Source organism: Acidovorax sp. DMC1, assembly GCF_056314325.1.
The window spans coordinates 121,269-142,342 of the sequence record NZ_JBQUYO010000003.1 but is presented as its reverse complement, the minus strand read 5'-3'; the positions used below and the strand labels follow the sequence as shown (position 1 = coordinate 142,342).

General features: G+C 67.6%; 18 protein-coding genes and 1 tRNA gene. 5 read left to right on the top strand and 14 right to left on the bottom strand.

The annotated features are described in order from the left end of the window. The first annotated feature begins 8 nt into the window (after positions 1–8). Positions 9–1,751, top strand: coding sequence for a FecR domain-containing protein (locus ACT531_RS08000; protein ID WP_476017080.1), 1,743 nt, complete (start codon positions 9–11; stop codon positions 1,749–1,751). A gap of 103 nt (positions 1,752–1,854) precedes the next feature. Beyond that, positions 1,855–4,191 carry a CHASE2 domain-containing protein gene (locus ACT531_RS07995; RefSeq protein ID WP_476017079.1) on the top strand — a complete coding sequence of 779 codons (2,337 nt, stop codon included), beginning with the start codon at positions 1,855–1,857 and terminating at the stop codon, positions 4,189–4,191. 3 nt (positions 4,192–4,194) lie between these two features. On the opposite strand, the gene mnmH is transcribed toward ACT531_RS07995, so the two are convergent. The 5 genes from mnmH to ACT531_RS07970 form a co-directional block, all read right to left on the bottom strand. Continuing rightward, positions 4,195–5,301, bottom strand: coding sequence for a tRNA 2-selenouridine(34) synthase MnmH (mnmH, locus tag ACT531_RS07990; protein ID WP_476017078.1), 1,107 nt, complete (start codon positions 5,299–5,301; stop codon positions 4,195–4,197). Then, positions 5,301–6,353 carry a selenide, water dikinase SelD gene (gene selD / locus ACT531_RS07985; protein WP_476017077.1) on the bottom strand — a complete coding sequence of 351 codons (1,053 nt, stop codon included), beginning with the start codon at positions 6,351–6,353 and terminating at the stop codon, positions 5,301–5,303. Before selD ends, mnmH begins: the two co-directional genes overlap by 1 nt. A 251-nt stretch (positions 6,354–6,604) precedes the next feature. Continuing rightward, positions 6,605–6,694 (bottom strand) — tRNA-Ser (locus ACT531_RS07980). Between the two features lie 33 nt (positions 6,695–6,727). Further along, a complete protein-coding gene (gene serS, locus ACT531_RS07975) occupies positions 6,728–8,044 on the bottom strand; it encodes a serine--tRNA ligase (RefSeq protein ID WP_395455973.1) in 1,317 nt (438 codons plus the stop codon). Between the two features lie 170 nt (positions 8,045–8,214). Then, entirely contained in the window at positions 8,215–9,153 is a 939-nt protein-coding gene (locus tag ACT531_RS07970; protein WP_440598231.1) for a threonine/serine dehydratase, read from the bottom strand. 167 nt (positions 9,154–9,320) lie between these two features. Here ACT531_RS07970 and ACT531_RS07965 point away from each other — a divergent pair, with 167 nt between their 5' ends. Then, positions 9,321–10,052: a CBS domain-containing protein gene (locus ACT531_RS07965; RefSeq protein WP_110959512.1), complete on the top strand. Its 732-nt coding sequence runs from the start codon at positions 9,321–9,323 to the stop codon at positions 10,050–10,052. A gap of 129 nt (positions 10,053–10,181) precedes the next feature. Here ACT531_RS07965 and ispH read toward each other — a convergent pair whose 3' ends face one another. Next, a complete protein-coding gene (gene ispH, locus ACT531_RS07960; protein ID WP_476017076.1) occupies positions 10,182–11,177 on the bottom strand; it encodes a 4-hydroxy-3-methylbut-2-enyl diphosphate reductase in 996 nt (331 codons plus the stop codon). Continuing rightward, positions 11,177–11,641 carry an FKBP-type peptidyl-prolyl cis-trans isomerase gene (locus tag ACT531_RS07955; protein WP_476017075.1) on the bottom strand — a complete coding sequence of 155 codons (465 nt, stop codon included), beginning with the start codon at positions 11,639–11,641 and terminating at the stop codon, positions 11,177–11,179. The genes ispH and ACT531_RS07955 overlap by 1 nt, the downstream gene beginning before the upstream one ends. 88 nt (positions 11,642–11,729) lie before the next feature. Here ACT531_RS07955 and radC point away from each other — a divergent pair, with 88 nt between their 5' ends. Together radC and ACT531_RS07945 are read left to right on the top strand one after the other, a co-directional pair. Continuing rightward, on the top strand, positions 11,730–12,443 hold the full coding sequence (gene radC, locus ACT531_RS07950; protein WP_476017074.1) for a RadC family protein: 714 nt from the start codon (positions 11,730–11,732) through the stop codon (positions 12,441–12,443). Between the two features lie 185 nt (positions 12,444–12,628). Further along, positions 12,629–13,375 carry a Smr/MutS family protein gene (locus tag ACT531_RS07945; protein ID WP_444824304.1) on the top strand — a complete coding sequence of 249 codons (747 nt, stop codon included), beginning with the start codon at positions 12,629–12,631 and terminating at the stop codon, positions 13,373–13,375. A gap of 137 nt (positions 13,376–13,512) precedes the next feature. On the opposite strand, the gene ACT531_RS07940 is transcribed toward ACT531_RS07945, so the two are convergent. The 7 genes from ACT531_RS07940 to ACT531_RS07910 all read right to left on the bottom strand — a co-directional run bounded on the left by ACT531_RS07940 (position 13,513) and on the right by ACT531_RS07910 (position 21,065). Further along, positions 13,513–15,579, bottom strand: coding sequence for a bifunctional 2',3'-cyclic-nucleotide 2'-phosphodiesterase/3'-nucleotidase (locus tag ACT531_RS07940; RefSeq protein WP_476017073.1), 2,067 nt, complete (start codon positions 15,577–15,579; stop codon positions 13,513–13,515). Between the two features lie 120 nt (positions 15,580–15,699). Further along, positions 15,700–15,966, bottom strand: coding sequence for a DUF7661 family protein (locus ACT531_RS07935; RefSeq protein ID WP_082753478.1), 267 nt, complete (start codon positions 15,964–15,966; stop codon positions 15,700–15,702). Positions 15,967–15,994: 28 nt separating this feature from the next. Beyond that, complete coding sequence (locus tag ACT531_RS07930) at positions 15,995–16,468, bottom strand: RidA family protein (RefSeq protein ID WP_476017329.1); 474 nt, start codon at positions 16,466–16,468, stop codon at positions 15,995–15,997. A 40-nt stretch (positions 16,469–16,508) separates the two neighbouring features. After that, positions 16,509–17,600: a M48 family metalloprotease gene (locus ACT531_RS07925; protein ID WP_476017072.1), complete on the bottom strand. Its 1,092-nt coding sequence runs from the start codon at positions 17,598–17,600 to the stop codon at positions 16,509–16,511. 19 nt (positions 17,601–17,619) lie between these two features. Continuing rightward, positions 17,620–18,213: a LemA family protein gene (locus ACT531_RS07920; protein ID WP_476017071.1), complete on the bottom strand. Its 594-nt coding sequence runs from the start codon at positions 18,211–18,213 to the stop codon at positions 17,620–17,622. A gap of 113 nt (positions 18,214–18,326) precedes the next feature. Next, the gene (locus ACT531_RS07915; RefSeq protein ID WP_110959517.1) at positions 18,327–18,749 is read right to left on the bottom strand and encodes a group II truncated hemoglobin; all 423 of its coding nucleotides are present in this window, start codon (positions 18,747–18,749) and stop codon (positions 18,327–18,329) included. 126 nt (positions 18,750–18,875) lie between these two features. Continuing rightward, on the bottom strand, positions 18,876–21,065 hold the full coding sequence (locus tag ACT531_RS07910) for a SulP family inorganic anion transporter (protein WP_476017070.1): 2,190 nt from the start codon (positions 21,063–21,065) through the stop codon (positions 18,876–18,878). Positions 21,066–21,074: the final 9 nt, after the last annotated feature.

The following is a 21,074-nucleotide window of genomic DNA, read 5'->3' as shown; positions in this document are numbered from 1 at the left end:
GACATGACTTGATCACCCCCCTGCCATTTCGCATGCACGCCAGCGTTGCAGCCCTGTGGTGCCTGGCAGCCACCACGGCCTTCTCGGCCCAGCCTGGCGCCAGCACGGCAGCCCCCCAACAAGACGATGAAATTGCCCACGCCGTGAAAGAAGGCGACACCCTGGAAGGGCTGGCCCGCAGCTACCTGGCCAACCCGCGCCAGTGGCCGCTGCTGCAGGCCCGCAACAAGGTGGCCGACCCCAGGCGTCTGCAACCGGGCTCGTTGATCTTCATCCCCGTGCGGCTGCAGCCCAGCGAATCGGCTACCGTGCAGTTTGTGCAGGGCGAGGCCACGGCGCAGGCGCGGGGCAGCAGCACATCCGCCCCCATTGCAACCAGCAGCAAGCTGGAAGAAGGCACCGAGCTGAAAGTAGGCCCCGAGTCGTTTGTGGCCGTGCAGCTGGCGGACGGCACCGTGGTGCGGGTACAGGCGCAGTCCGAGCTGCAGTTGCGCCAGTTGCGCCGGCGGGGCCGGGCAGGCAGCGCGCAGTCGGTGCTGGAGATGCACAAGGGCGGCGTGGAATCGACCGTGCCCCCCAGCGCCGAGCCGCTGCGCCGCATGGAGATCCGCACACCGCTGGCGGTGACCAGCGTGCGGGGTACGCAGTTCAGCGTGGCGTTGGCCGATTCGGGACAGACCACGGCGTCGGTAGAGCATGGCTCGGTGGCCGTGCAATCGCGGCGCGACACCGACCGTGAGCCCGGTGCCGCACTCAAAGCGCCCACGGCGCTGCTGGCGCCCGGGCAAGGCCTGGCGGTGGCCACCGATGGCACCGTCGGCGCCGCCCGCGCGTTGCTGCCCGCCCCCGATACCTCCAGCATGCCCACCACGCTGGGCGATGCAGGCCTGCTGGCCATCGACCTGCCGATGGCCGCAGGCGCCACGCGCTATGTGGCGCAGGTGGCGCAAGACCCCGCCTTCACCCAGGTGCTGCGCCACGGCAGCTTCCCCGATGGCCGCCTGCGCTGGAAGGCGCTGGACGATGGCCGCTACTACCTGGCCGTGCGGGCGCTGGACGATGCGGGCATTGCGGGCCTGCCGGCCGTGCAGCCGTTCACCGTCAAGACCCGCCCGGTCGCACCGCTGTACCAGCACCCTGCGCCTGGCGCGGTAGTGCCCAGCGGCGCGGCCGAGCTGCGCTGCACGGAAGTCCCCGGCGTGCGCTGGTACCGCGTGCAGGTGGCCGCCGACGCCCAGTTCACCCAGCCCCTGCGCGACGAGCAGCGCCTGACCGAATGCCGCCTGCCCTTGGGGGCGCTGCCCGCAGGCAGCTACTTCTGGCGCATCGCCAGCCTGCTGGCGCTGCCCGACGGGCAGGCAGACCAGGGACCGTTTGCGCCGCCACAGCCCTTCACTGTGGCCGACCGGCCGACCGCCTTGTCCCTGCAGGCGCTGCAGGCAGAGGACGGAGATCCGACCGTGCGCCTGCACTGGCCTGCCCAGGCTGGCCAGCGCTTCCGGCTGCAGCGCACCGAGGCCACCGACCTGGACTTTGCCAAGGTTGCCGAGGACACCGTGCTCGACGCCCCGACCTGGACGGCCAGCAACCTGGCTGCCGGCGAGTACCTGGTGCGCATTCAGGTGCTGGACGCCAGTGGGCTGGAGAGCGACTTCTCCCCACCGCGCAAGATCCGCGTGGGCACGGGCATCCGCACGGGTGCGGGCTTGCCGGTGTCCACCAGCAGCGGCACACCCGTGGGCCGGCCTTGAGCGGGCCATGGAGCCTGCTCAGCCCCGCCGTACCAGTTGCACCAGCGCGTGCTGCTTTTGCGGCACGTGCTGAGCAAACGTCGCACACCCCACCACCCCTGCCATGGTGACCATTGCCCACCTGCGCCGCCGCCGACGCCGCCTGGAATGGGCGCTGCTGGCCTGCGCGCTGATGGCGCTGGTGGCATGGCTCAGCACCGCCGACAGCCTGGGCCGCGTCAACCATCTGGTGCAGGACGCAGGCATGCGGCTGGTCTCACGGCCCGCCCACCCCGACATCGTGATCGTGGCCATCGACGACGCCAGCATCGCCGCCATCGGCCGCTGGCCCTGGCGCCGGGCCCTGCATGCCGAGCTGATCTCGCGCCTGACCGCCCAGAACCCGCGCGCCATTGGCATGGACGTGCTGTTCAACGAAGCCGACCTGGACTACCCCGAGGACGACCTGCTGCTAACCGACGCCATCCGGCGCAGTGCGCGCGTGGTGCTGCCCGTGCTGCGGCGCGGCTATGGCCCCGTCAGCAACCAGGCCGACCTGCCGTGGCCCGCCTTTGCCGATGCTGCCGCCGGCCTGGGCCACGTGCATGTGGCACCCGACAGTGATGGCGTGGTGCGCAGCCTGTACTTGCTGGAAGGCCCGGCGGCCGCCCCCTGGCACCACTTCAGCACCGCGCTGCAGTGCGTGGCAGACCGGCAACCTGCGGCTGCCTGCAGCCGCTCGCCCGCCAGCGCCACCGACACCAGTCCCTGGCAGCGCACTGAGCCCACGCTCATCGCCTATGCCGCCGGGCCATCGCCCTTCACCACCTACTCGTACATCGATGTGCTGCGCGGCCAGTTGCCGGCCGGGGCGCTGGACGGCAAGTACGTGCTGGTGGGCGCAGCAGCCTCGGGCCTGGGCGACATGTTTGCCACACCCGTCAGCCAGCAGTCGCGCCTGATGCCCGGCGTGGAGGTGGTGGCCCATGTGCTGGATGCCCGCCTGGCCCGCGAACACATCGTGCGCGCACCGCAGGCACTGAACTTCGCCTTCAACCTGGTGCCACTGGCCTGTGCGCTGCTTGCGTTGCTGCTCATTGGCCCATTGGCGGCCCTGCTGACCAGCGCCGCACTGGCGGTGGCCACCTTGCTGCTGAGCATGGCCCTGCCCTGGTGGGCAGGTTTGCAGTTCGCACCCGCAGCGGCCTTGCTGGGCCTCGCACTGGCCTACCCGCTGTGGAGCTGGCGGCGCCTGAGTGCGGCCGCGCACTTTCTGCGGCTGGAGATGGAGAACCTGCAACGCCAGGGCCTGGCCATGCGCTTGCGCAGACGGCCCGGAGACTCCGCCGACTTTCTGGAGCGCCGCATCAATGCCGTGGAGCGCGCATCCCGCCAGCTGCGCGACCTGCACCAGTTTGTGAGCGAGAGCCTGCAGCAGCTGCCCTCCCCCACCATCGTCTGCGCCCCCGACGGTGAAATCCTGCTGGCCAACCAGGCAGCCCGCCAGCATCTGGGAGGCACCACCCAGCCCTCCCTGCAGGGGCTGTCGGTGGTGGACCTGCTGGCTGATCTGGTCGAGTCAGGAACCGATGCGCCAATCGTCACCCAGGCGGCCTTGCAGCATGGCACCCTGCCCGAGCAGGCCGAGGGCACGGACGCCCAGGCCCGCAACCTATTGGTGCAATGCAAGCCTTTCACCAACCTGGCCAATGCAGGCTGGCTGCTAACGCTGGTGGACCTGACCGAGATGCGCCGCGCGCTGCAGCAACGTGACCAAGCGATGCACTTCATCTCGCACGACATCCGCGCGCCCAACGCGTCCATCCTGACGCTGCTGGAAATGCAGCGTGCCTACCCCGGCCGCCTGTCGGACCAGGAGTTGCTGGAGCGCATTGAGCGTTACGCGCAGGCCTCGTTGGGCATGGCCGAGAGTTTTGTACAACTGGCCAGCGCGCAATCGCAGCCATACCGCATGGCGCCGCTGGACCTGGCAGCCCTGCTCTCCGAAACCACCGACGACCTCTGGACCCTGGCCCGCGACCGCAATGTGGACGTGCGCACGGTGGCCACGCCAGACTCTGCGCCCTGCCTGGGCGACCGCGCCCTGCTGTCCCGCGCCCTGACCAACGTGATCCACAACGCCATCAAGTTCAGCCCCGATGGCGGCACGGTGCAGTGCGCCATCGTGGCGCGGGGCGCGCACTGGGTGGTGTCAGTGCGAGACCAGGGCCCTGGCATCGCGCCCGAGCAGCAGGGCCACCTGTTCACCCCCTACCAGCGGTTGCACGACCACAGCCACCCGGCCATCGCCGGGGTGGGCCTGGGCCTGGCACTGGTGCAGACCGTAGTGCTGCGCCACGGCGGGACGCTGGAGGTGGAGAGCGATGTCGGGCGGGGTGCCGAGTTCCGGCTGGTGCTGCCGCAGCAGTTGGATGCGCTGTCGGACGACGACGAGGCGTAGTAGCTAGCCGCGAGGCGCCGACTGCGACCGCAGAAAGTCGAGCACCGCCCGATGGTCACCCTGGAAAACGATGCGGTCGGCGCGGCTCTGCCGCTGGTAGGCGTACATCGGGTCGTAGTAGTCACGCATGAGCGCAGCAATCCAATCCCGGTGCAGCGACAAATCGCCCCGGCTGCGCTGCTGCACCAGCGCTGCCTGCATCGACCCGCGAAGCACCTGGTAGCGGTCGCCTCCCAGACGCTTGGCAAGTTTGCCCAGGCTGTCGAGCAGCCGCGCCGCAAACAAGTCGGTCCCTGCCGCATCTCCATGGACCGCCACAAAATCAGCGCATTGCTGCTGCACATAGTCGCGCAGGATGCGCTCCACACGGGCGTCAAAAGCATCCTCCAAGCAGACGATGGGTACCCGTTCCAGCCGCTGACGCAGCTCCAGCGGCACTGAGCAACTGCCCACATGACGACCCTCATCTTCCAGCACAAAAGTCTCGTGGCCCCGAGCACGCCTCTTGAGCACATCGATGGCCAGCCGGTTCTCAAAGTCGATCTGTGTGGGCTGACCGCTGACGCGCTGGCCGAAACTGGAGCCGCGGTGGTTGGCATGGCCTTCCAGGTCCAAGCCGTTGGACAGTTGCGCAATCACTTCGGTCTTGCCGGTGCCGGTCAGGCCACTGAGCACCACAAACCCGCACTCTGCCGCCGCAGCCTGTGTGGTGCCGATGAGGAACCCGCGCATGGCCTTGTAGCCCCCCACCACCCGGGGGTAGTCGATGCCCGCTTCGTTCAGCAACCACTGCTGCACGATCTGCGAGCGCAACCCGCCACGAAAGCAGTACAGCACGCCCTGCGGATGCGCCCGCGCAAACTGCGCCCACGCCTCGATGCGCTGGCGCTTGGTGGCGCCCGACACCAGCTGGTGCCCCAGCGCAATCGCGGCCTCCTGACCCTTGTGCTTGTAGCAGGTGCCCACTTGCTGGCGCTCGCCGTCGTCCATCAGGGGGAGGTTGGCCACGCCAGGAAACGCACCCTGCCCAAACTCCACCGGCGCGCGCACATCCATCATGGGCACATCGTTCAAAAAGATGTGCCGAAAATCCGTGAGGTTGGTGGGCATCAGCGCAGCGCGACGGCAAAGGCCTGTCGCGGGGTGAGCTCACCGATAGGCTGCAGCGCCAGGCCCAGTTCTGCGGCCACCTGCAGAAACTCGGTCTCGCCCTCCGGGCTCACGGCCACCAGCAGCCCCCCGCTGGTCTGAGGGTCGCACAGCAGGTGCTTTTGCACCTCCGTCAGGGGCGCAATCTTGGCGCCATAACTGTCAAAGTTGCGCAGCGTGCCGCCGGGCACACAGCCCTGGTCCATGTAGTAGTCCACCCCGTCCAGGCGGGGCACAGCCGCGTAGTCAATCACGGCGCTCAAGCCGCTGCCCTCGGCCATCTCGACCAGGTGCCCCAAAAGGCCGAAGCCGGTCACATCCGTCATGGCCTTCACGCCCGCCAGTCGGCCGAATCGGCTCCCTGGCTGGTTGAGCGTGCACATCAGGTCGCGCGCCACGCCCACATCCTCGGGCCTCAGCTTGGCCTTTTTCTCTGCGGTGGTCAGGATGCCGATCCCGAGGGGCTTGGTCAGATACAGGCGGCAACCCGCCGTGGCCGTGTCGTTGCGTTTGAGATGGCGCTTTTCCACTATGCCTGTCACCGCCAGGCCGAAAATGGGCTCCGGCGCATCGATGGAGTGACCGCCCGCGAGCGGAATACCTGCCGCATCGCACACCGCACGCCCACCGCGCACCACCTCACGCGCGACCTCGGGCGGCAGCACATTTACCGGCCATCCCAGGATAGCGATGGCCATCAGCGGATCAGCTCCCATGGCGTAGATGTCGCTGATCGCATTGGTGGCTGCAATGCGCCCGAAGTCGTACGGGTCATCCACGATGGGCATGAAGAAGTCGGTGGTGGACACCACGCCGCGCTCGGCATCCAGGGCATACACCGCCGCATCGTCCCGCGAGGTATTGCCCACCCAGAGCCTGGGGTCCAGATGCTGCGCCCCACTGCCCGCCAGGATCACGTCCAGCACCTTGGGGCTGATCTTGCAGCCACAGCCCGCGCCGTGGCTGTACTGGGTCAGGCGGATGGGGGATGTTGTCAGGGTCTCAGGAAGCATGCGAGGTTCTTTCGTGGCGTCAGGCGCGGGGCGCGCTACCCGTATTCTGGCGCTGCGCGGAACGCGGCCATGCATTGCAACGAATACCCTACCCCTCCTGCGCCCGCACAGCGATATGAACACCATGGCGAATCTGCGAGCCGCTTCACCTGGGACACCCGAAGCGGGGCAGCGAGCCGCCTGAATTGTTCCAACGGACCCAAAGAAAAAGGCCCTGTGCTATTGATTGGATAGCTACAGGGCCTTGATGCTGGCGGAGAGGGTGGGATTCGAACCCACGGTAGTGTTGCCACTACGCCTGATTTCGAGTCAGGTACATTCGACCACTCTGCCACCTCTCCTATGTGTCGAAGCCTTCGATTATAGCCAGATTTTCAGGGCTTGAGCACAGCGGTGCCGCCCAGGTAGGGGCGCAGCACCTCGGGTACCGTCACGCTGCCGTCGGCTTGCTGGTAGTTTTCGAGCACTGCCACCAACGTGCGGCCCACGGCCAGGCCCGAGCCGTTCAGGGTGTGCAGCAGCTCGTTCTTGCCTTGGGCATTCTTGAAGCGGGCTTGCAGGCGGCGGGCCTGGAAGGCTTCGCAGTTGCTCACCGAGCTGATCTCGCGGTAGGTGTTCTGCGCGGGCAGCCACACTTCCAGGTCGTAGGTCTTGGCGGCGCCAAAGCCCATGTCGCCGGTGCACAGGCTCATCACGCGGTAGGGCAGGCCCAGCTTTTGCAGCACGGCTTCTGCGTGGCGGGTCATTTCCTCCAGCGCTTCGTAGCTCTTGTCGGGGTGCACGATCTGCACCATCTCGACCTTGTCGAACTGGTGCTGGCGGATCATGCCGCGCGTGTCACGGCCGTAGCTGCCGGCTTCGGAGCGGAAGCATGGCGTGTGGGCCGTGAGCTTGATGGGCAGATCGGACTCGGCCACCACCACGTCGCGCACAAAGTTGGTCAGCGGCACTTCGCTGGTGGGGATGAGGTAGAGGGCCGCGTTGTCGGGCACGGGCTCGCCATCTTGGCCGCCCTTCTTGGCAGCGAACAGGTCGCCTTCGAACTTGGGCAACTGGCCTGTGCCCTTGAGCGAGTCGGCGTTCACGGCATAGGGCACGTAGCACTCGGTGTAGCCGTGCTCTTGCGTCTGCACATCCAGCATGAACTGGCTCAATGCGCGGTGCAGGCGGGCGATGGGGCCCTTCATCACGGTGAAGCGCGAACCTGAGAGCTTGACGCCCATGTCGAAATCGAGGCCCAGGGGCGTGCCGACATCGACATGGTCTTTCACCTCGAAATCAAATTTGGCAGGCGCGCCCCAGCGGCGCACTTCCACGTTGCCAGCTTCGTCGCTGCCCACCGGCACGGACTCGTGCGGCAAGTTGGGCACGGCCACCAGCATGGCCAACAGTTCGGATTGGATCTGCTCCAGGCGCGCGGCGGATTGCTCCAGCTCCACCTTGCCTGCGGCCACCTGGGCCTTGACGGCTTCGGCGCCGTCCTTGTCACCCCGGCTCATCAGCATGCCGACCTGCTTGGACAGCTGGTTGCGCTGGGCCTGCAGCTCTTCGGTGCGGGTCTGCAGCGTCTTGCGCTCGGACTCCAGGGCCTGGAAAGCGGAGACGTCCAGGAAGGCCTGGGGCTTTTTGCGGGTTTCCAGCCGCGCGATGGCGGTGTCGAGGTCTTTGCGGAGGAGAAGAATGTCAAGCATGGGGTCGATTTTAGAGGGCTGGCAGAAAAGCCAAGTTCAGAGCAACGGCACAGCTGTCGTGCAGAGCCCTGGCAACTGGCACGCACCAGAGCAGGGCCCCCGCGCAAGGGCCGCCCCACCGCGCAGAGGGCGTCCCCCTTGAGGGGGAAGACGCGCAGCGGCTCAGGGGGCTATAGATTTGCCGGATCAAAGTTGGCGCCGCAGAGAATCAGGGCCACCGCTTCTTGTGGCTGGGGCTTGTAGGCGCCGGTTTGCAGTGCGGCCAGGCCCAGCGCGGCGGCGGGTTCCACAGCCAGTTTCAACTCCTTCCACAGCCACAACTGGGCAGCGCGGATGGCATCGTCGGGCAGCAGCAGTGCATCGTGCACATGGCGCTGGCTCACCTCCCAGCCAATGGCGCCGATGCGCTTCGCGCCCAACGAGTCGGCAGCCACGCCGCCCACCTCCACATCCACCGGCTGGCCAGCAGCCCGCGCGGCGTACAGCGTGGGCGCGCGTTCGGGCTCCAGTGCCACCACATGGGCGCGACTCTCCACCCACGCGGCCACACCGCCAATGAGGCCGCCACCACCCACGCTGACCAGCACCGAGTCGGGCAGGCGGCCACCCTGCTCTTCCATCTCCAGCGCCAGCGTGCCCGCACCCGATACCACTTCGGGCTGGTCGTAGGCATGGGCCTGCAGCGCACCCGTGGCCTTCTGGCGGGCCACGCAGGCTTCAAACGCTTCGGAATATGCGGCGCCAGTGACAACCACCTCGGCCCCCAGCGCGCGCAGGCGGGCACGTTTGGCCTCGGGCGAGACCTCGGGCACAAAGACCTCGCAGCGCACCCCCAGGGCCTGGGCGGCCGCCGCCACGGCAATGCCGGCGTTGCCGCCGGAGGCAATGATCACGCCGCTCTCGGGCACCGGGTTGGCCAGCAGGCGGTACAACATGCCCCGCGCCTTGAAGCTGCCGCCCACCTGCAAATGCTCCAGCTTGAGCCAGACCTCGGCACAGTCCACGCCCAAGGACTTGCCGGACAGGCGCATCAGCGGCGTGGTGCGCAGAAAGTCGGGCTGGGTGGCCAGTTGGCGGCGGGCAGCGGCAATGGCGGCGCGGTCGATCATGCAGGGACTCCGAATGGCAGGTGATGTCAAAAGAAGGGGGCAGTGTAGGGGCTGCCCGCAACATGCAGACACAACGCTGACTGCACGCGCGCCGCACAACTGCCGATAACATGGGCAGAGCAGTTCCAACCCCACCCGTCCGGCGGTTCTGCACACAGGAGAAAAGCATGTTCTTTGTGTTCGGCCCGTCGGGCCAGATGTACCGGGGCGGCCCCGAAAACCTGGCACGTATCTCTGCAGTGCGCAGCGTGCAACGCCCGCAGGCCCTGCGCACGCGGGCCATGGACGCACAAGACGGGCAGCCGGTGCCCGTCTTCACGGCCCCGCCCCGCCCCACCGCCGCCGACCACACCCATGCGGCGGCACCCGGCGCCGTCGTCAACCTGCGCCTGCAGGACGCCGTGAGCGCCTACGCGCAAACGGAGCAAGGCCCCCAGGCCAGTGCCCGCCAGCCGTTGACCAAGGTGAGCGATGTGATGACCACCGGCGGCGTGAGTGTGGCGCCCGATGTGCGCGTGAACGATGCCTGGCAGACCCTGGCAGAGCACCGGGTGGCGCAGGCCCCCGTGGTGGACGCGCTGGGCCGCGTGATCGGACTGCTGCTGAGGGCCGACATGGCGCCACTGGACCTGCTGCCCGAGCCCGGCGCCGTCAAACAGGCCATCGACCTGGCCCGCCGCCCGGTGGCCGAGGTGATGGTGAGCCCGGTGCCCACTGTCTCCCCCGACACCGAGCTGCGCCGCGTGGCCGCCGTGCTGCTGGACACCGGCCTGCCCGGCCTGCCGGTGACGGACGAGGCGGGCGTGCTGTCGGGCTTTATCTCGCGCACCGACATCCTGCGCGCCGTGGCAGCCGACCCACCACTGGACCTGTGGAGCGGGCCCGCCGTGCCCTTGTAAGGAAATATTTGAATAAAAATGGCCGCTGGCGCTAGAAGAATATGCGCCAGCCGCTATCAATTCAGGAGTTAATAAAAAGGGCGCCTGTTGGCGCCCTTGAACGATCACCGGCGGCCCCTCATGCCACCGTCAGTGGGCCGATGGACCTGTCTCTGGCGTGCGCTCACGAATTTCCAGACCCGTGGCCGCGTCAATCTTGAGCCCCTTGGGCAGCGGAAACTTGATGGTCTCCTCAATGCCCGCCATGCTGCGCACCGACACCGCGCCCAGCGCCTTGATGCGGTCGATGACCTGCTGCACCAGGATTTCCGGCGCCGAGGCTCCGGCGGTCAGCCCTACGCGTGCAAGGCCCTTGAACCATTCGCCCTGCAGCTCGTCCGCACTGTCCACCATGTAGGCCGTGGTGCCCAGCTTGGCGGCCAGCTCGCGCAGGCGGTTGCTGTTGGAGCTGGTGGGGCTACCCACCACGATCACCACGTCCACCTGCGGGCTCAGCACCTTGACGGCGTCCTGCCGATTCTGTGTGGCGTAGCAGATGTCCTGCTGCTTGGGTTCGCGCACATTCGGAAAGCGCGCCCGCACGGCGGCAGAGATTTCGGCTGCGTCGTCCACACTCAGCGTGGTCTGCGTGACCACGGCCAGTTTCTCGGTCTGCGCCGGCTGCACGCGGGCCACGTCCTCCACGTCTTCCACCAGGTGGATGCCGTGGTCGAGCTGGCCCATGGTGCCCTCCACCTCGGGATGGCCCTTGTGGCCGATCATGATGAATTCGTAGCCTTCTTTGGCGAGCTTGGCCACCTCCACATGCACCTTGGTCACCAGCGGGCAGGTCGCGTCAAAAATGCTGAAGCCGCGCGCCTCGGCCTCTTGCTGCACCGCCTTGCTCACGCCATGGGCGCTGAAGACAAGCGTGGCGCCCGGGGGCACGTCGGACAGCTCTTCAATGAAGATCGCGCCCTTGGCCTTGAGGTCGTTCACCACGTAGGTGTTGTGCACGATTTCGTGGCGCACATAGATGGGGGCGCCAAACTTCTGGATGGCGCGCTCCACGATCTCGATGGCGCGGTCCACACCGGCGCAAAAGCCGCGCGGCTCGGCCAGCAGGATTTCTTTCGGCGCCAGCATCACAGGATCCCGATCAGCTGCACTTCAAAGGTCACAGGCTGGCCCGCCAGCGGGTGGTTGAAGTCGAACAGCACGGCGCCGTCTTCGCGCACCTGCATCACGGCGCCGGCGTAGCTGCCCTGGCCGTCGGGCGTGGGAAACTGCACCACATCGCCCACGTTGTACTTTTCGTCGGGGTCACCCAGCTCGTTCATCAGCTTGCGCGCCACCCACTGCTGCATGTCGGGGTTGCGCTCGCCAAAAGCCTCGCCCGCAGGCAGCTCGAACGTGGTGCGCGTGCCCTCGGCCAGGCCCAGCAGGCGCTGCTCCATGGCGGGCGACAGCTCGCCCGTGCCCAGCGACAGGGTGGCCGGCTTGTCGGAAAAGGTGTTGATCACATCCCCCGCTGGGCCAGCCAGGCGGTAGTGCAGCGTGAGGAAGGAGCCCGGCTGAACGGTGGGAAGGGGGGTGGAAATAGAGGTCATGAGAGTCCCGATAAACTGCCACGATTGTAGAAAACCGGGCAAAGCCCTACGCCCGTCGGCCCCTGACGGGTGTCAAAGACCCTGCGCCATGCCCCTCAAAGACCTGCCCGCCGACGCCCAGCCCCGCGAAAAACTGCTGGCACGCGGCCCCGCTGCACTGGCCGATGCCGAGCTGCTGGCCATCCTGCTGCGCACCGGCATCGTGGGCAAAGGCGTGCTGCAGATGGCGCAGGAGCTGCTGGACCCGCCTGGCGTCGACCCGGACACGGGCGCCGTCACTGGCGGCTTTGGCGGCATTGCCGGGCTGCTGCACACCAGCGCGGCCGACCTGGAGCGCATCAAAGGCCTGGGCCCGGCCAAACGCGCCGAGCTGGTGGCCGTGCTGGAACTGGCCCGCCGCGCCCTGGCCCAGCAACTGCGCGAGCGCGAAGTGTTCGACTCGCCCGACACCGTCAAGCACTACCTACAACTGCACTTGGCCGCCAAGGGGCACGAGGTGTTTGCGGTGCTGTTTCTCGATGCGCAAAACCGTCTGCTGGCGCTGGAGGAACTTTTTCGCGGCACGCTCACGCAGACCAGCGTGTACCCGCGCGAGGTGGTGCTGCGTGCCCTGCACCACCAGGCCGCCGCCGTGGTGCTGGCCCACAACCACCCGAGCGGCAGCGTACAACCCAGCCGTGCGGATGAGGCGCTGACCCAGACCCTGAAGACCACGCTGGCGCTCGTGGACGTGCGCGTGCTCGACCATGTGATCGTGGCACCGGGCCAGGCGCTGTCGATGGCTGAAAAGGGCCTGGTGTGACCGCCCCAGCCCCCACACCCGCCCAGCCGCCCACGGCCCTGCAAGCCGCGCTGGCGCGTGCTGCGCGCGCTGTTCCCGGCAAGGCGCCCCCGGTGGAAGCCACAGCCGCCGCCCCGGCCCCCAGCGCACCCCGGTCCGCCCGGCGCGCAGGCCTGGCTGACAAAAAGGCAGCCGCCAAGGCAGCGATGCGCCCGCTGCGCCAGGCCCCCGCCGGGCCCACAGCCGCAGCGAGCCCCTCACCACCCCGCCGCCGAGCCCCTCCGGCCCCGCGCCGTGCGGGCGAGCGCATCACCCAGCTGCAGGACCTGGCCACCGTGGCCCGCCGCCTGCGTGAAGAGCAGGAGCGCCGCGAGGCCGAAGACAAAGCCCGACGCGAAGCGGCAGCACGGGCCGAAGCCGAGCGCCACCTCTTCAGCCGCAGCGTGGGCCCTGTCACCCCGCTGCGCAACCCCAATGTGGCACGGCTGCGGCGCCACCTGCCGCCGCCACTGCCGGTGCAGCACTGGCTGGACGAGGAGCGGGTGCTGCTCGAATCCATCAGCGACGACTTCGACGTGAGCACCCTGCTGGACACCGACGACCAGCTCAGCTTTCGCCGCCCGGGCATCGGGGTAGAGGTGACGCGCCGCCTGCGCTCCGGCCACTGGAGCATTCAGCGCCACCTGGACTTGCACGGCCTGCGTGTGGACGACGCGCGCGAGGCGCTGGGTGAATTCATCCGCCAGGCGCACAAGATCGGCCTGCGCTGCGTGCGCGTGGTGCATGGCAAGGGACTGGGCTCGCCCGGCAAAAGCCCTGTGCTCAAGGGCCGCGTACAGCGCTGGCTGGTGCAGAAGAACGAGGTGCTGGCCTTCGTGCAGGCGCGGCCCATGGATGGCGGCGCGGGTGCCCTGGTGGTACTGCTGCAACCCGTGTTGCGCAAAAATTCATAAAAATAGCCGCAAGCGCTAGATCCATATGCGCTTGCAGCTATTAAAAACAGAGCAACTCAGTGCTCTACAACAGACCGCACCGTGGCGGCGCTGCAAACGCACGCACCGCCACGGCGCCCACAACGGCAGGGGGACGACTACTTGGACAAGTCCACGCCGTACTTCGACGTGCCCTTGCCTGACCCATCATCGGCCGCCAGCAGCGACACATTGCCCAGCCCGGCTGCCTGTGCCACGCTGAGCGCATTGGCGCCTGAGCTGAACACCACCGGCCCCGCCACTGTGGCCTTGGTAAAGCGCCAGCTCTTGGCCGCGCCGTTGGCTGCGCGGGTCACCGCCGGGTTCTTGCGGATGTAGTCGATCACCACGTCGCGGTTGGCATCGGGCGAGGCCCAGATGGTGCCTGAGCCGTCGAGCTTGTCGATGAAGCTCTTGCCGCTGGTCGCGCGGTAGTTGTTGGTGGCTATCACGAACTCCTGCGCCACATCGATGGGCTTGCCCAGATACGTCAGGTTCTTGATGCGGCTGCCCGCGGGCTGGGTCACGTCGATCTCGTACTGCATGTCCGCCGTGGTGAACATGTCGAAGTTGTAGCCCGGGAAGGTGCTGATGAGCTGCTGCTCGGTGGTCTTGGCCGGGTCGATCTGGTTAAAGCGCTTGGCGGCGGCTTCGAGCCAGTTCTTGATGTCGCCACCGTTCACCTTCACCGCGTAGACGGTGTTGGGGTACAGGTACAGGTCGGCCGCGTTGTTGATGGCCAGCGGGCCCACGGCCACGTCGGTGTAGTCGGCCCCGCCCTGGAAGCCGCTCTTGAACGGTGCGCTCACCGACAACACCGGCAGCTGCGCATACTGCGGCAGGCTGGCCTTGATGTAGGCCGCCACATAAGCCTGCTGCGCCTGGTTCACGATCTGGATCGCGCCGGGGTCACCCACGTCGGCAAACAGCGTGCTCATGCGGAAGTCGGTCTGGCCGATGGGTGTCTTCACGTACTTGATCGCGGCCTGGTGCTGGGTCTCGATCAGCGGGGCGATGGCGGGGTCGGCGTCCACGGTCACCGTGGCGCCTGCGGCATTCTTGTTCTGGATGTTGCGCAGCTCGCTCTTGCTGGCGGACTTGTTGACCACCCACTTGCTGCCGTCCCATTGCAGCGCCAGTTGCACCACACCCAGGGCCTTGCCCCAGGAGCTGGCCATGACGGCAGGCACGCCGTTGATGGTGCCCGCCTTGTGGTCCACGCCGGCCAAGTTGAAGCTGGGCGTGGCGGCCGTGTCGGGGAACACGCCATGCTGGTGGCCCATCACCATCGCGTCGATACCTGCCACCTTCGACAGGTACAGGCCGGGGTTCTCCATGGTGGCCGAGTAGGCGGCACTGTCGAGACCGCCGTGCAACAAGGCCACCACGATGTCAGCCCCCTTAGCACGCAGCTCGGGCACGTACTTGTTGGCGGATTCCACGGCGCCTTCGGTGTAGACCTTGCCTTCCAGGTAGCGCTTGTCCCAGTTCATGATGCCGGGGGTGGTAAAGCCGATCACGCCGATCTTGATCGGCAGCTTCACCTCCTTGCCATCCGTACCCTTGGCCACCAGCGTGCGCTCCAGCAGCGTGTAGGGCTGCACCAGCGGCTTCTTGGTCTTATTGCTGTACACGTTGGCCAGCACGGCGGGGTAGCCAGCGCCAGCGCATTTCTTGGAGGGGTCCACGCCGTCCACATCCAGCCCGCCGCCCAGCACCTGGTTCAGGAAGGGCAGGCCGTAGTTGAACTCGTGGTTGCCCAGCGTGCCCGCATCAAAGCCCAGCGCGCCCATGGCCTTGTACATGGACAGCTGCTGCGTGCAGGGGATGGGGCTGATGGTGGCCTCGTAGTCGGCCAGTGCGGTGCCCTGGATGGTGTCACCGTTGTCCACCAGCAGCGTGTTGGCAAACTCCTTGCGGGCCGCGCGCACCAGCGTTGCCGTGCGCTCAAAGCCGTAGCTTTTGTCTTCGGCCAGCTTGAAGTAGTCGTAGCTGCGCACGTTGAAGTGCAGGTCGGTGGTCTCCAGCACAGCCAGCGTAGCCGTGGCGCCCGCGTTGCTGCTGGCGTTGTCGCTACTGCCGCCGCATGCGGCCAGCGACGCAGCAAGTGCCACCACACCCAGTGCGGCGACACGGCGTGAAACCTGCGAAGGAGAAATCAGAAAACCCAGAATGCGTTCAGACATGAACAGTCCCTGTTGGAAACAAGGGACCGAGTGTCTTGGCCGGGTTTGACAGCGGTGTGACGTGGCAACGTCGATGCAACACCCTCGCCGCACGCGGCAGTCAGCGGGCCTCGCTACGGCTCAATCGATGCGGTGCACGTCACCGTTGTGGGGTGAAGCACTCTCGTGGAACAGGTCTTCCAGAAACTGCACGAGTTCATGCTCTTCGACAAAGTCGGGGATCACAAAGCCCGAGGGCGTGCGCTTGCCGTCAGCGCCCACGCGGTAGGCCTGCCACAGCGCACCTTCGCGGCGCACTTCGACGATGCGGCCGAACACATTGAAGCGTGGGTACCCATGGGCTTCCGGCTGTTGAGCAGGTGTGGGGAATGGTTCAGCGGCGGTCATAGGATGTTGTCCGGACGCGGGGGAGTCGTCAGGTTCGCACCGAGGCGATCAAGTCCACCTCCACCGTCGCATTCTTGGGCAGCTGCAGCACCCCGACCGACGTGCGGGTGTGGGCGCCGGCCTCTCCCAGCACGGCAAACAGCACCTCCGACGCGCCATCGGCGACCTCACTTTGCTGCGTGAAGGTTGGCGCCGACTGCACATACACGGTGATGCGCAGGATGGACTGCACGGCATCCAGCGACCCCACGGCGCGCTGCAGCAGCGCCAGCGCCCGCATCGCGCAGACCTTGGCGGCCTTTTGCGCATCGGCCAGCGAGGCCCCGGCCCCCGCCGCACCCGTGACGACCACCGTGTCGCCCACGCGCGGGATCTGCCCGCTCAGGTAGATGTGGTGGCCGTCACGCACCAGCGGGACGTAGTTGCCACCAATCTTGATCTCGCCATCAAAGCGGTAGCCCAGTGCCTGGGCCTGTTCCTCAAATCTCGCATCGCGTGACATGAACATGGGTCTCCTGAAAAACTGCAGTCTTCGCTGCGGGCTACATGAAGCGCGCAAAAGGGTCTACCAGCGAGGCGATCGACACGGTGCCGGCCGCCCCACCCTCGTCACGCCGCGCCGATTCATGCCCTGCCGGCACGGGCACGGCGGGCAAGGGCTGCATGCGGCGGCCATACACGCGCTGCACGCGGTCGTCGAGCGTGGGGTGGGTGTCCAGCCAGCGCTCCATGCGGCTGCGACCGGGTACGTCCACCAGCAGCATGTGCTGCACAGCCGGGTGGGCCAGGCCGGTGTGGACGGGTTTCTCAGCATACCCGGCCGGTGTGTCGCGGCGCTGGGCCATGACCTTGCGCAGCACGCCACCCAGGCCATCGCGGCTGCGGGTCCATTGCACCGCGCGGGCGTCGGCCAGATATTCGCGCTGTCGCGATACGGCGGCCTTGAGCATGCGGCCGGTGAGCCAGCCCGCAAAGCCCGCCACCATGATGGCCGAACCGAACCACCAGGCCAGGCCTCGGCGCTCGCGCATCGTGTCGCCAAAGTTGTAGACCAGCTCCAGCCCGAACACCATGCCCGCCAGGCGCATCTTCAGGCGAGTGTCGCCCTCGTGTAGATGGCTCAGCTCATGCGCCACCATGCCCTGCATCTCTTCGCGGGTGAGGTAGTCCAGGGCGCCCTGCGTCACGGCAATGACGGCGTCGCTCTCGTCCCACCCGGCAGCGAACGCGTTGATGGCATCGGTGCGCGGCATGACCATGATCTGCGGGCGCGGCATGTGCGCGGCAATGCACAGCTCGTCCACGATGTTGGACAGCCGCTGCTCGGCGTGCGACAGCGACGGGCGCAACTCGCGCGCGCCCACACGCTGTGCCAGCTTGACACCACCTGCACGCAAGTTGGACGTCTCTACCCACCAGCCGCCCAGCACCAGCATCAGCGAGACCCCCACATTGGCGGCCAGAAAACCTTGGGGGAAGGGCAAGTGCACGGGCAGCACCGCCACCATCAGCCACCAGGCCAGCGCCAGGGCCGCATGCACGGCCGCCACCAGAACGACCACAGCGAAGGCAAAACCCAGCAGCAAGCGACGCGTCTCGCTGCGCGCGTTGTGCTGGTGATCCCAGAACTTCATGCGAATGGAAGCGGAAGGGTCAGAACTTCACCCGGGGCGCGGCGCGCTCTTCGTCGGACTGCGTGGACGCCAGCATGGGCGCAGGCGCAAAACCCAGCAGGCGCGAGACGATGAGGTCCGGGAACTGCGCCGCCGCGTCGTTGAACTCCAGCGCCTGGTCGTTGTAGGCCTGACGTGCAAACCCCAGGCGGTTTTCGGTGCTGGTGATCTCTTCGGACAGCGACTGCATGGAGGCGTCGGCCTTGAGTTCAGGGTAACTCTCGGCCACCACCATCAGGCGGCCCAAGCTGCCGCCGAGTACGCCCTCTGCCGCTGCCAGCGCGCCCATGGCGCTGGCGCTTTGCGGTGCGGCACGCACCGCTGCAGCTGCTCCCTGCGCCTGGCTGCGGGCCTTGATGACGGCCTCCAGCGTGGCGGCCTCGTGCGCGAGATAGCCGCGCGCCACCTCCACCAGATTGGGAATCAAGTCATACCGGCGCTTGAGCTGCACATCAATCTGGCCAAACGCGTTGGCAATGCGGTTGCGCAACTGCACCAGCCGGTTGTAGACCGCCACAGCCCACAACCCCACAGCGACCAGCACAACGACCACGACCCATGCAGTTGCCGACATACCCCACCTCCTGAATTTGTTGGAGGGAGCATCTTAGAGCCTGTGGGCGAAGCCTCGGGAAACCCGTAAGGGCGCCCTTCAAGGGCGCAAACGAGGGCCGCCTTGCGGGCTGGCTACACCCCTTTGTTGCGCATCCAGTCGGCCGTGCCCATGAAGCTTTCCTTCAGCCGCACGCGCAGGTCGGTGGGCACGCCGGTCTCGCCCATGGCCTGGTCCATGCAGGCCACCCACTGGTCGCGCTCCTTGATGCCGATGGCAAACGGCATGTGGCGCGCACGCAGGCGGGGGTGGCCAAACTGGTCGGTGTAGTACGACGGCCCGCCCAGCCAGCCGCACAGAAACATGAACAGCTTTTGCCGGGCCTGGCCCAGGTCGCTGCCATGGGCGGCACGCAGCTCGGCGTAACCGGGCTCCAGGTCCATCAGGTCGTAGAAGCGCTCGGTCAGGGCGCGCACGCGTTCTTCGCCGCCGATCCATTCAAAAGGGGTGGTGGCCACAGGGGCCTCTGCGGCGGAGGACGAGGGGGTGGATTCCATGGGGTTGGCAAGAAGAGGTTGCCAGGCGGTGTCGGGAAGCTTTGGATTATAGAAATCCGGGCACGGTCATGCGCCTGCAGCGCGTGTGGGACAACCACACATCGACACCCGATGCCCTGTGCCCCGTTACTCCAGCACCGCCCGCAGCTGCCGCGTGGTCACCGCCAGGCGCCGGGCGCCGATCTGGGCCAGGTTGTTCATCACCGTGAGGGCCGCCTCGGGATACTGCCGGGCCCAGGCGTCGAAATGCGCACGCGACAACCGCACCAGGTGCGCCGGGCCACGTTCGGCGCCCGCGCAGGCACTGCGGGCCGCACCGTTAAGGAAGGCCATCTCGCCAAACGCCATGCCCGGACCGACGGTGGCCAGACGCAAGCCCTTGTCGGGCGGCCATTGGGTCACCAGCGTGATGTGGCCGGACTTGACCACGAGGAGGTCATGGTCCGTATCGCCCGCATGGAACACCATGCCATGGGGTGCAACGGCCTGCGGCACCAGCAGTGCCTGCAAGGCCTCGGCCGCGGCCTTGGGCACGCCCTCGCCCACCTCGCCCAGAACATCCCGCTCGGGGTACACGGGGCGTTGCTCGATGGGCCGCTGCGACAGGATACCCACCTCGGCCCATTCCAGCGCCCGGTCCAGGTCGGCAAAGGCGCGCACATGCTCCCCCGCATGCTCGGCGGCCATGGGGTCCAGGGCTGCCACGGCCGCGGCGATGCCCTGCTGGTCCAGGTCACGCACCAGCGCCCGCAGTTGGGCCATTGCCGTGCTGTCCCACGCGGGCACGCGGCCCGCGTCCAGAATGACCCAGCGATGGCGCGGCAGCAGCAGCATGCGCACCTGCTCGGCCAGGTGGGCAGCCACGCCAAAAGACATCACGCCTTGCAGTTCAAACACCGCCACCTGGTTCATGCGCGGCGTCAGCCAGCTGTCCGACCCGGCACGGCGCAAGCGCCGCGAGCGCAGCTCGCCATCCAGACGCACGTGGCGCAGCACCGTGGCGGCAGAGTCGTGCAGCAGCACAAACGTGGCCACCACCAGGCCAGCCACCAGCGCCCCCACGCCCCCCATCACCGCAAACACCAGCGCCACCAACCAGCTTTGCGCCCAGGTCACCCGCGACCGGCGGGCGTAGCCCAGCGACCACATGAGCCCCGGCACCTGCATCAGCCCCGCAAGCACCAGCCCCCCTGCCAGACAGGCCATGGGCACCCAGTGCAGCCACCACGCGCCAGTGACCGCCACCCCCAGCATGATGGCGGCGTGCCAGCGCGGGGCGTCGCGCGAGGCCCCCGCTTGCGCCAGCACGATGCGCGAACGCGAGGCGCTGGTGGACGCCGGAATCATGCCCACGAGCCCGCACAGTGCACCCAGCAGGCTCTCGCGGCGCAAGGCCAGGTTGGCGTTGCCGCGCAGGCCGTGGTCCAGCTCCAGCTCCTGGTTGAACACCAGAATCTCCAGGCTGTTGACCAGCGCCATCAGCACCGCCAACACCACCAGGGCCGAGCCCTGCTGCCGGGCCAGGGCCATCCAGGGAATGCCCGTCCAGTCGGGCAACATGGGCCAGGCAAACACGCTGGGCGGCACGGCCGGCACGAACACGCTGCCCAGCCCCACGCCCCATACCCCTGCCAGCGCCACGGCCAGTGCCACCACGGCCACCGCCGACAGCAGCCCCGGCATGCGGGGCCAGCGCCGGCGCAGCCCCCAGGCCAGCACCACCACGGCCAGAGCCGCCAGCAGGTGCCAGCCGGTGCGGGCGTCCCACAACGCATCAGCCCCCGCGCCAAAACCATTGCGCACCTGGCCTACCACCATCGACAAGCCCACACCGGCTGCAAACCCGTGGGTGACCGAGATGGGAAGAAACCGCGCCACCGACGCCAGCCGCAACACCCCCAACAGCCACTGGAACACAAAGGCCAAAGCCACCGTGGCACCGCTGACCGCCAGCACCTGGCGCGCGCTCAGGCCCAGGCTGGGGGCCGCGCCGTGGGCGGTTGCCAGCACGGCAGCAAACAGCAACGCCACCACCGTGGTCGGTGCGTACACCACCCCGGCACGGGGCGTCGCCAAGGTCAGCAGCAGGCCGGGTAACGCGGCCGACCACAACGCCAGCGCGGCCAGAGAATGCTCACCCGCCAGCGGGGCAAATGCCAGCAGCCCCAGCCCCACGGCATGGGGCACGGTGACCGCCGCCGCAGACCACGCCGCTGCGGCGCCCGAGGGCTGCGGCGCTGACGGCCCGACCTCAGCACCCGCCGAAGGCCCGGTACGGCGTTGCAGCGCGGCAGTCACGGGTGCGGTCGGTGGCATGGAGGTGTC

What these genes read in the sequence shown, in the direction of transcription:
- ACT531_RS07995 (WP_476017079.1), top strand. Translation starts at nt 1,855, where the DNA reads ATGGTGACCATTGCCCACCTGCGCCGCCGCCGACGCCGCCTGGAATGG.
- mnmH (WP_476017078.1), bottom strand. Translation starts at nt 5,301, where the DNA reads ATGCCCACCAACCTCACGGATTTTCGGCACATCTTTTTGAACGATGTG.
- selD (WP_476017077.1), bottom strand. Translation starts at nt 6,353, where the DNA reads ATGCTTCCTGAGACCCTGACAACATCCCCCATCCGCCTGACCCAGTAC.
- serS (WP_395455973.1), bottom strand. Translation starts at nt 8,044, where the DNA reads ATGCTTGACATTCTTCTCCTCCGCAAAGACCTCGACACCGCCATCGCG.
- ACT531_RS07970 (WP_440598231.1), bottom strand. Translation starts at nt 9,153, where the DNA reads ATGATCGACCGCGCCGCCATTGCCGCTGCCCGCCGCCAACTGGCCACC.
- ACT531_RS07965 (WP_110959512.1), top strand. Translation starts at nt 9,321, where the DNA reads ATGTTCTTTGTGTTCGGCCCGTCGGGCCAGATGTACCGGGGCGGCCCC.
- ispH (WP_476017076.1), bottom strand. Translation starts at nt 11,177, where the DNA reads ATGCTGGCGCCGAAAGAAATCCTGCTGGCCGAGCCGCGCGGCTTTTGC.
- ACT531_RS07955 (WP_476017075.1), bottom strand. Translation starts at nt 11,641, where the DNA reads ATGACCTCTATTTCCACCCCCCTTCCCACCGTTCAGCCGGGCTCCTTC.
- radC (WP_476017074.1), top strand. Translation starts at nt 11,730, where the DNA reads ATGCCCCTCAAAGACCTGCCCGCCGACGCCCAGCCCCGCGAAAAACTG.
- ACT531_RS07945 (WP_444824304.1), top strand. Translation starts at nt 12,629, where the DNA reads ATGCGCCCGCTGCGCCAGGCCCCCGCCGGGCCCACAGCCGCAGCGAGC.
- ACT531_RS07940 (WP_476017073.1), bottom strand. Translation starts at nt 15,579, where the DNA reads ATGTCTGAACGCATTCTGGGTTTTCTGATTTCTCCTTCGCAGGTTTCA.
- ACT531_RS07935 (WP_082753478.1), bottom strand. Translation starts at nt 15,966, where the DNA reads ATGACCGCCGCTGAACCATTCCCCACACCTGCTCAACAGCCGGAAGCC.
- ACT531_RS07930 (WP_476017329.1), bottom strand. Translation starts at nt 16,468, where the DNA reads ATGTCACGCGATGCGAGATTTGAGGAACAGGCCCAGGCACTGGGCTAC.
- ACT531_RS07925 (WP_476017072.1), bottom strand. Translation starts at nt 17,600, where the DNA reads ATGAAGTTCTGGGATCACCAGCACAACGCGCGCAGCGAGACGCGTCGC.
- ACT531_RS07920 (WP_476017071.1), bottom strand. Translation starts at nt 18,213, where the DNA reads ATGTCGGCAACTGCATGGGTCGTGGTCGTTGTGCTGGTCGCTGTGGGG.
- ACT531_RS07915 (WP_110959517.1), bottom strand. Translation starts at nt 18,749, where the DNA reads ATGGAATCCACCCCCTCGTCCTCCGCCGCAGAGGCCCCTGTGGCCACC.
- ACT531_RS07910 (WP_476017070.1), bottom strand. Translation starts at nt 21,065, where the DNA reads ATGCCACCGACCGCACCCGTGACTGCCGCGCTGCAACGCCGTACCGGG.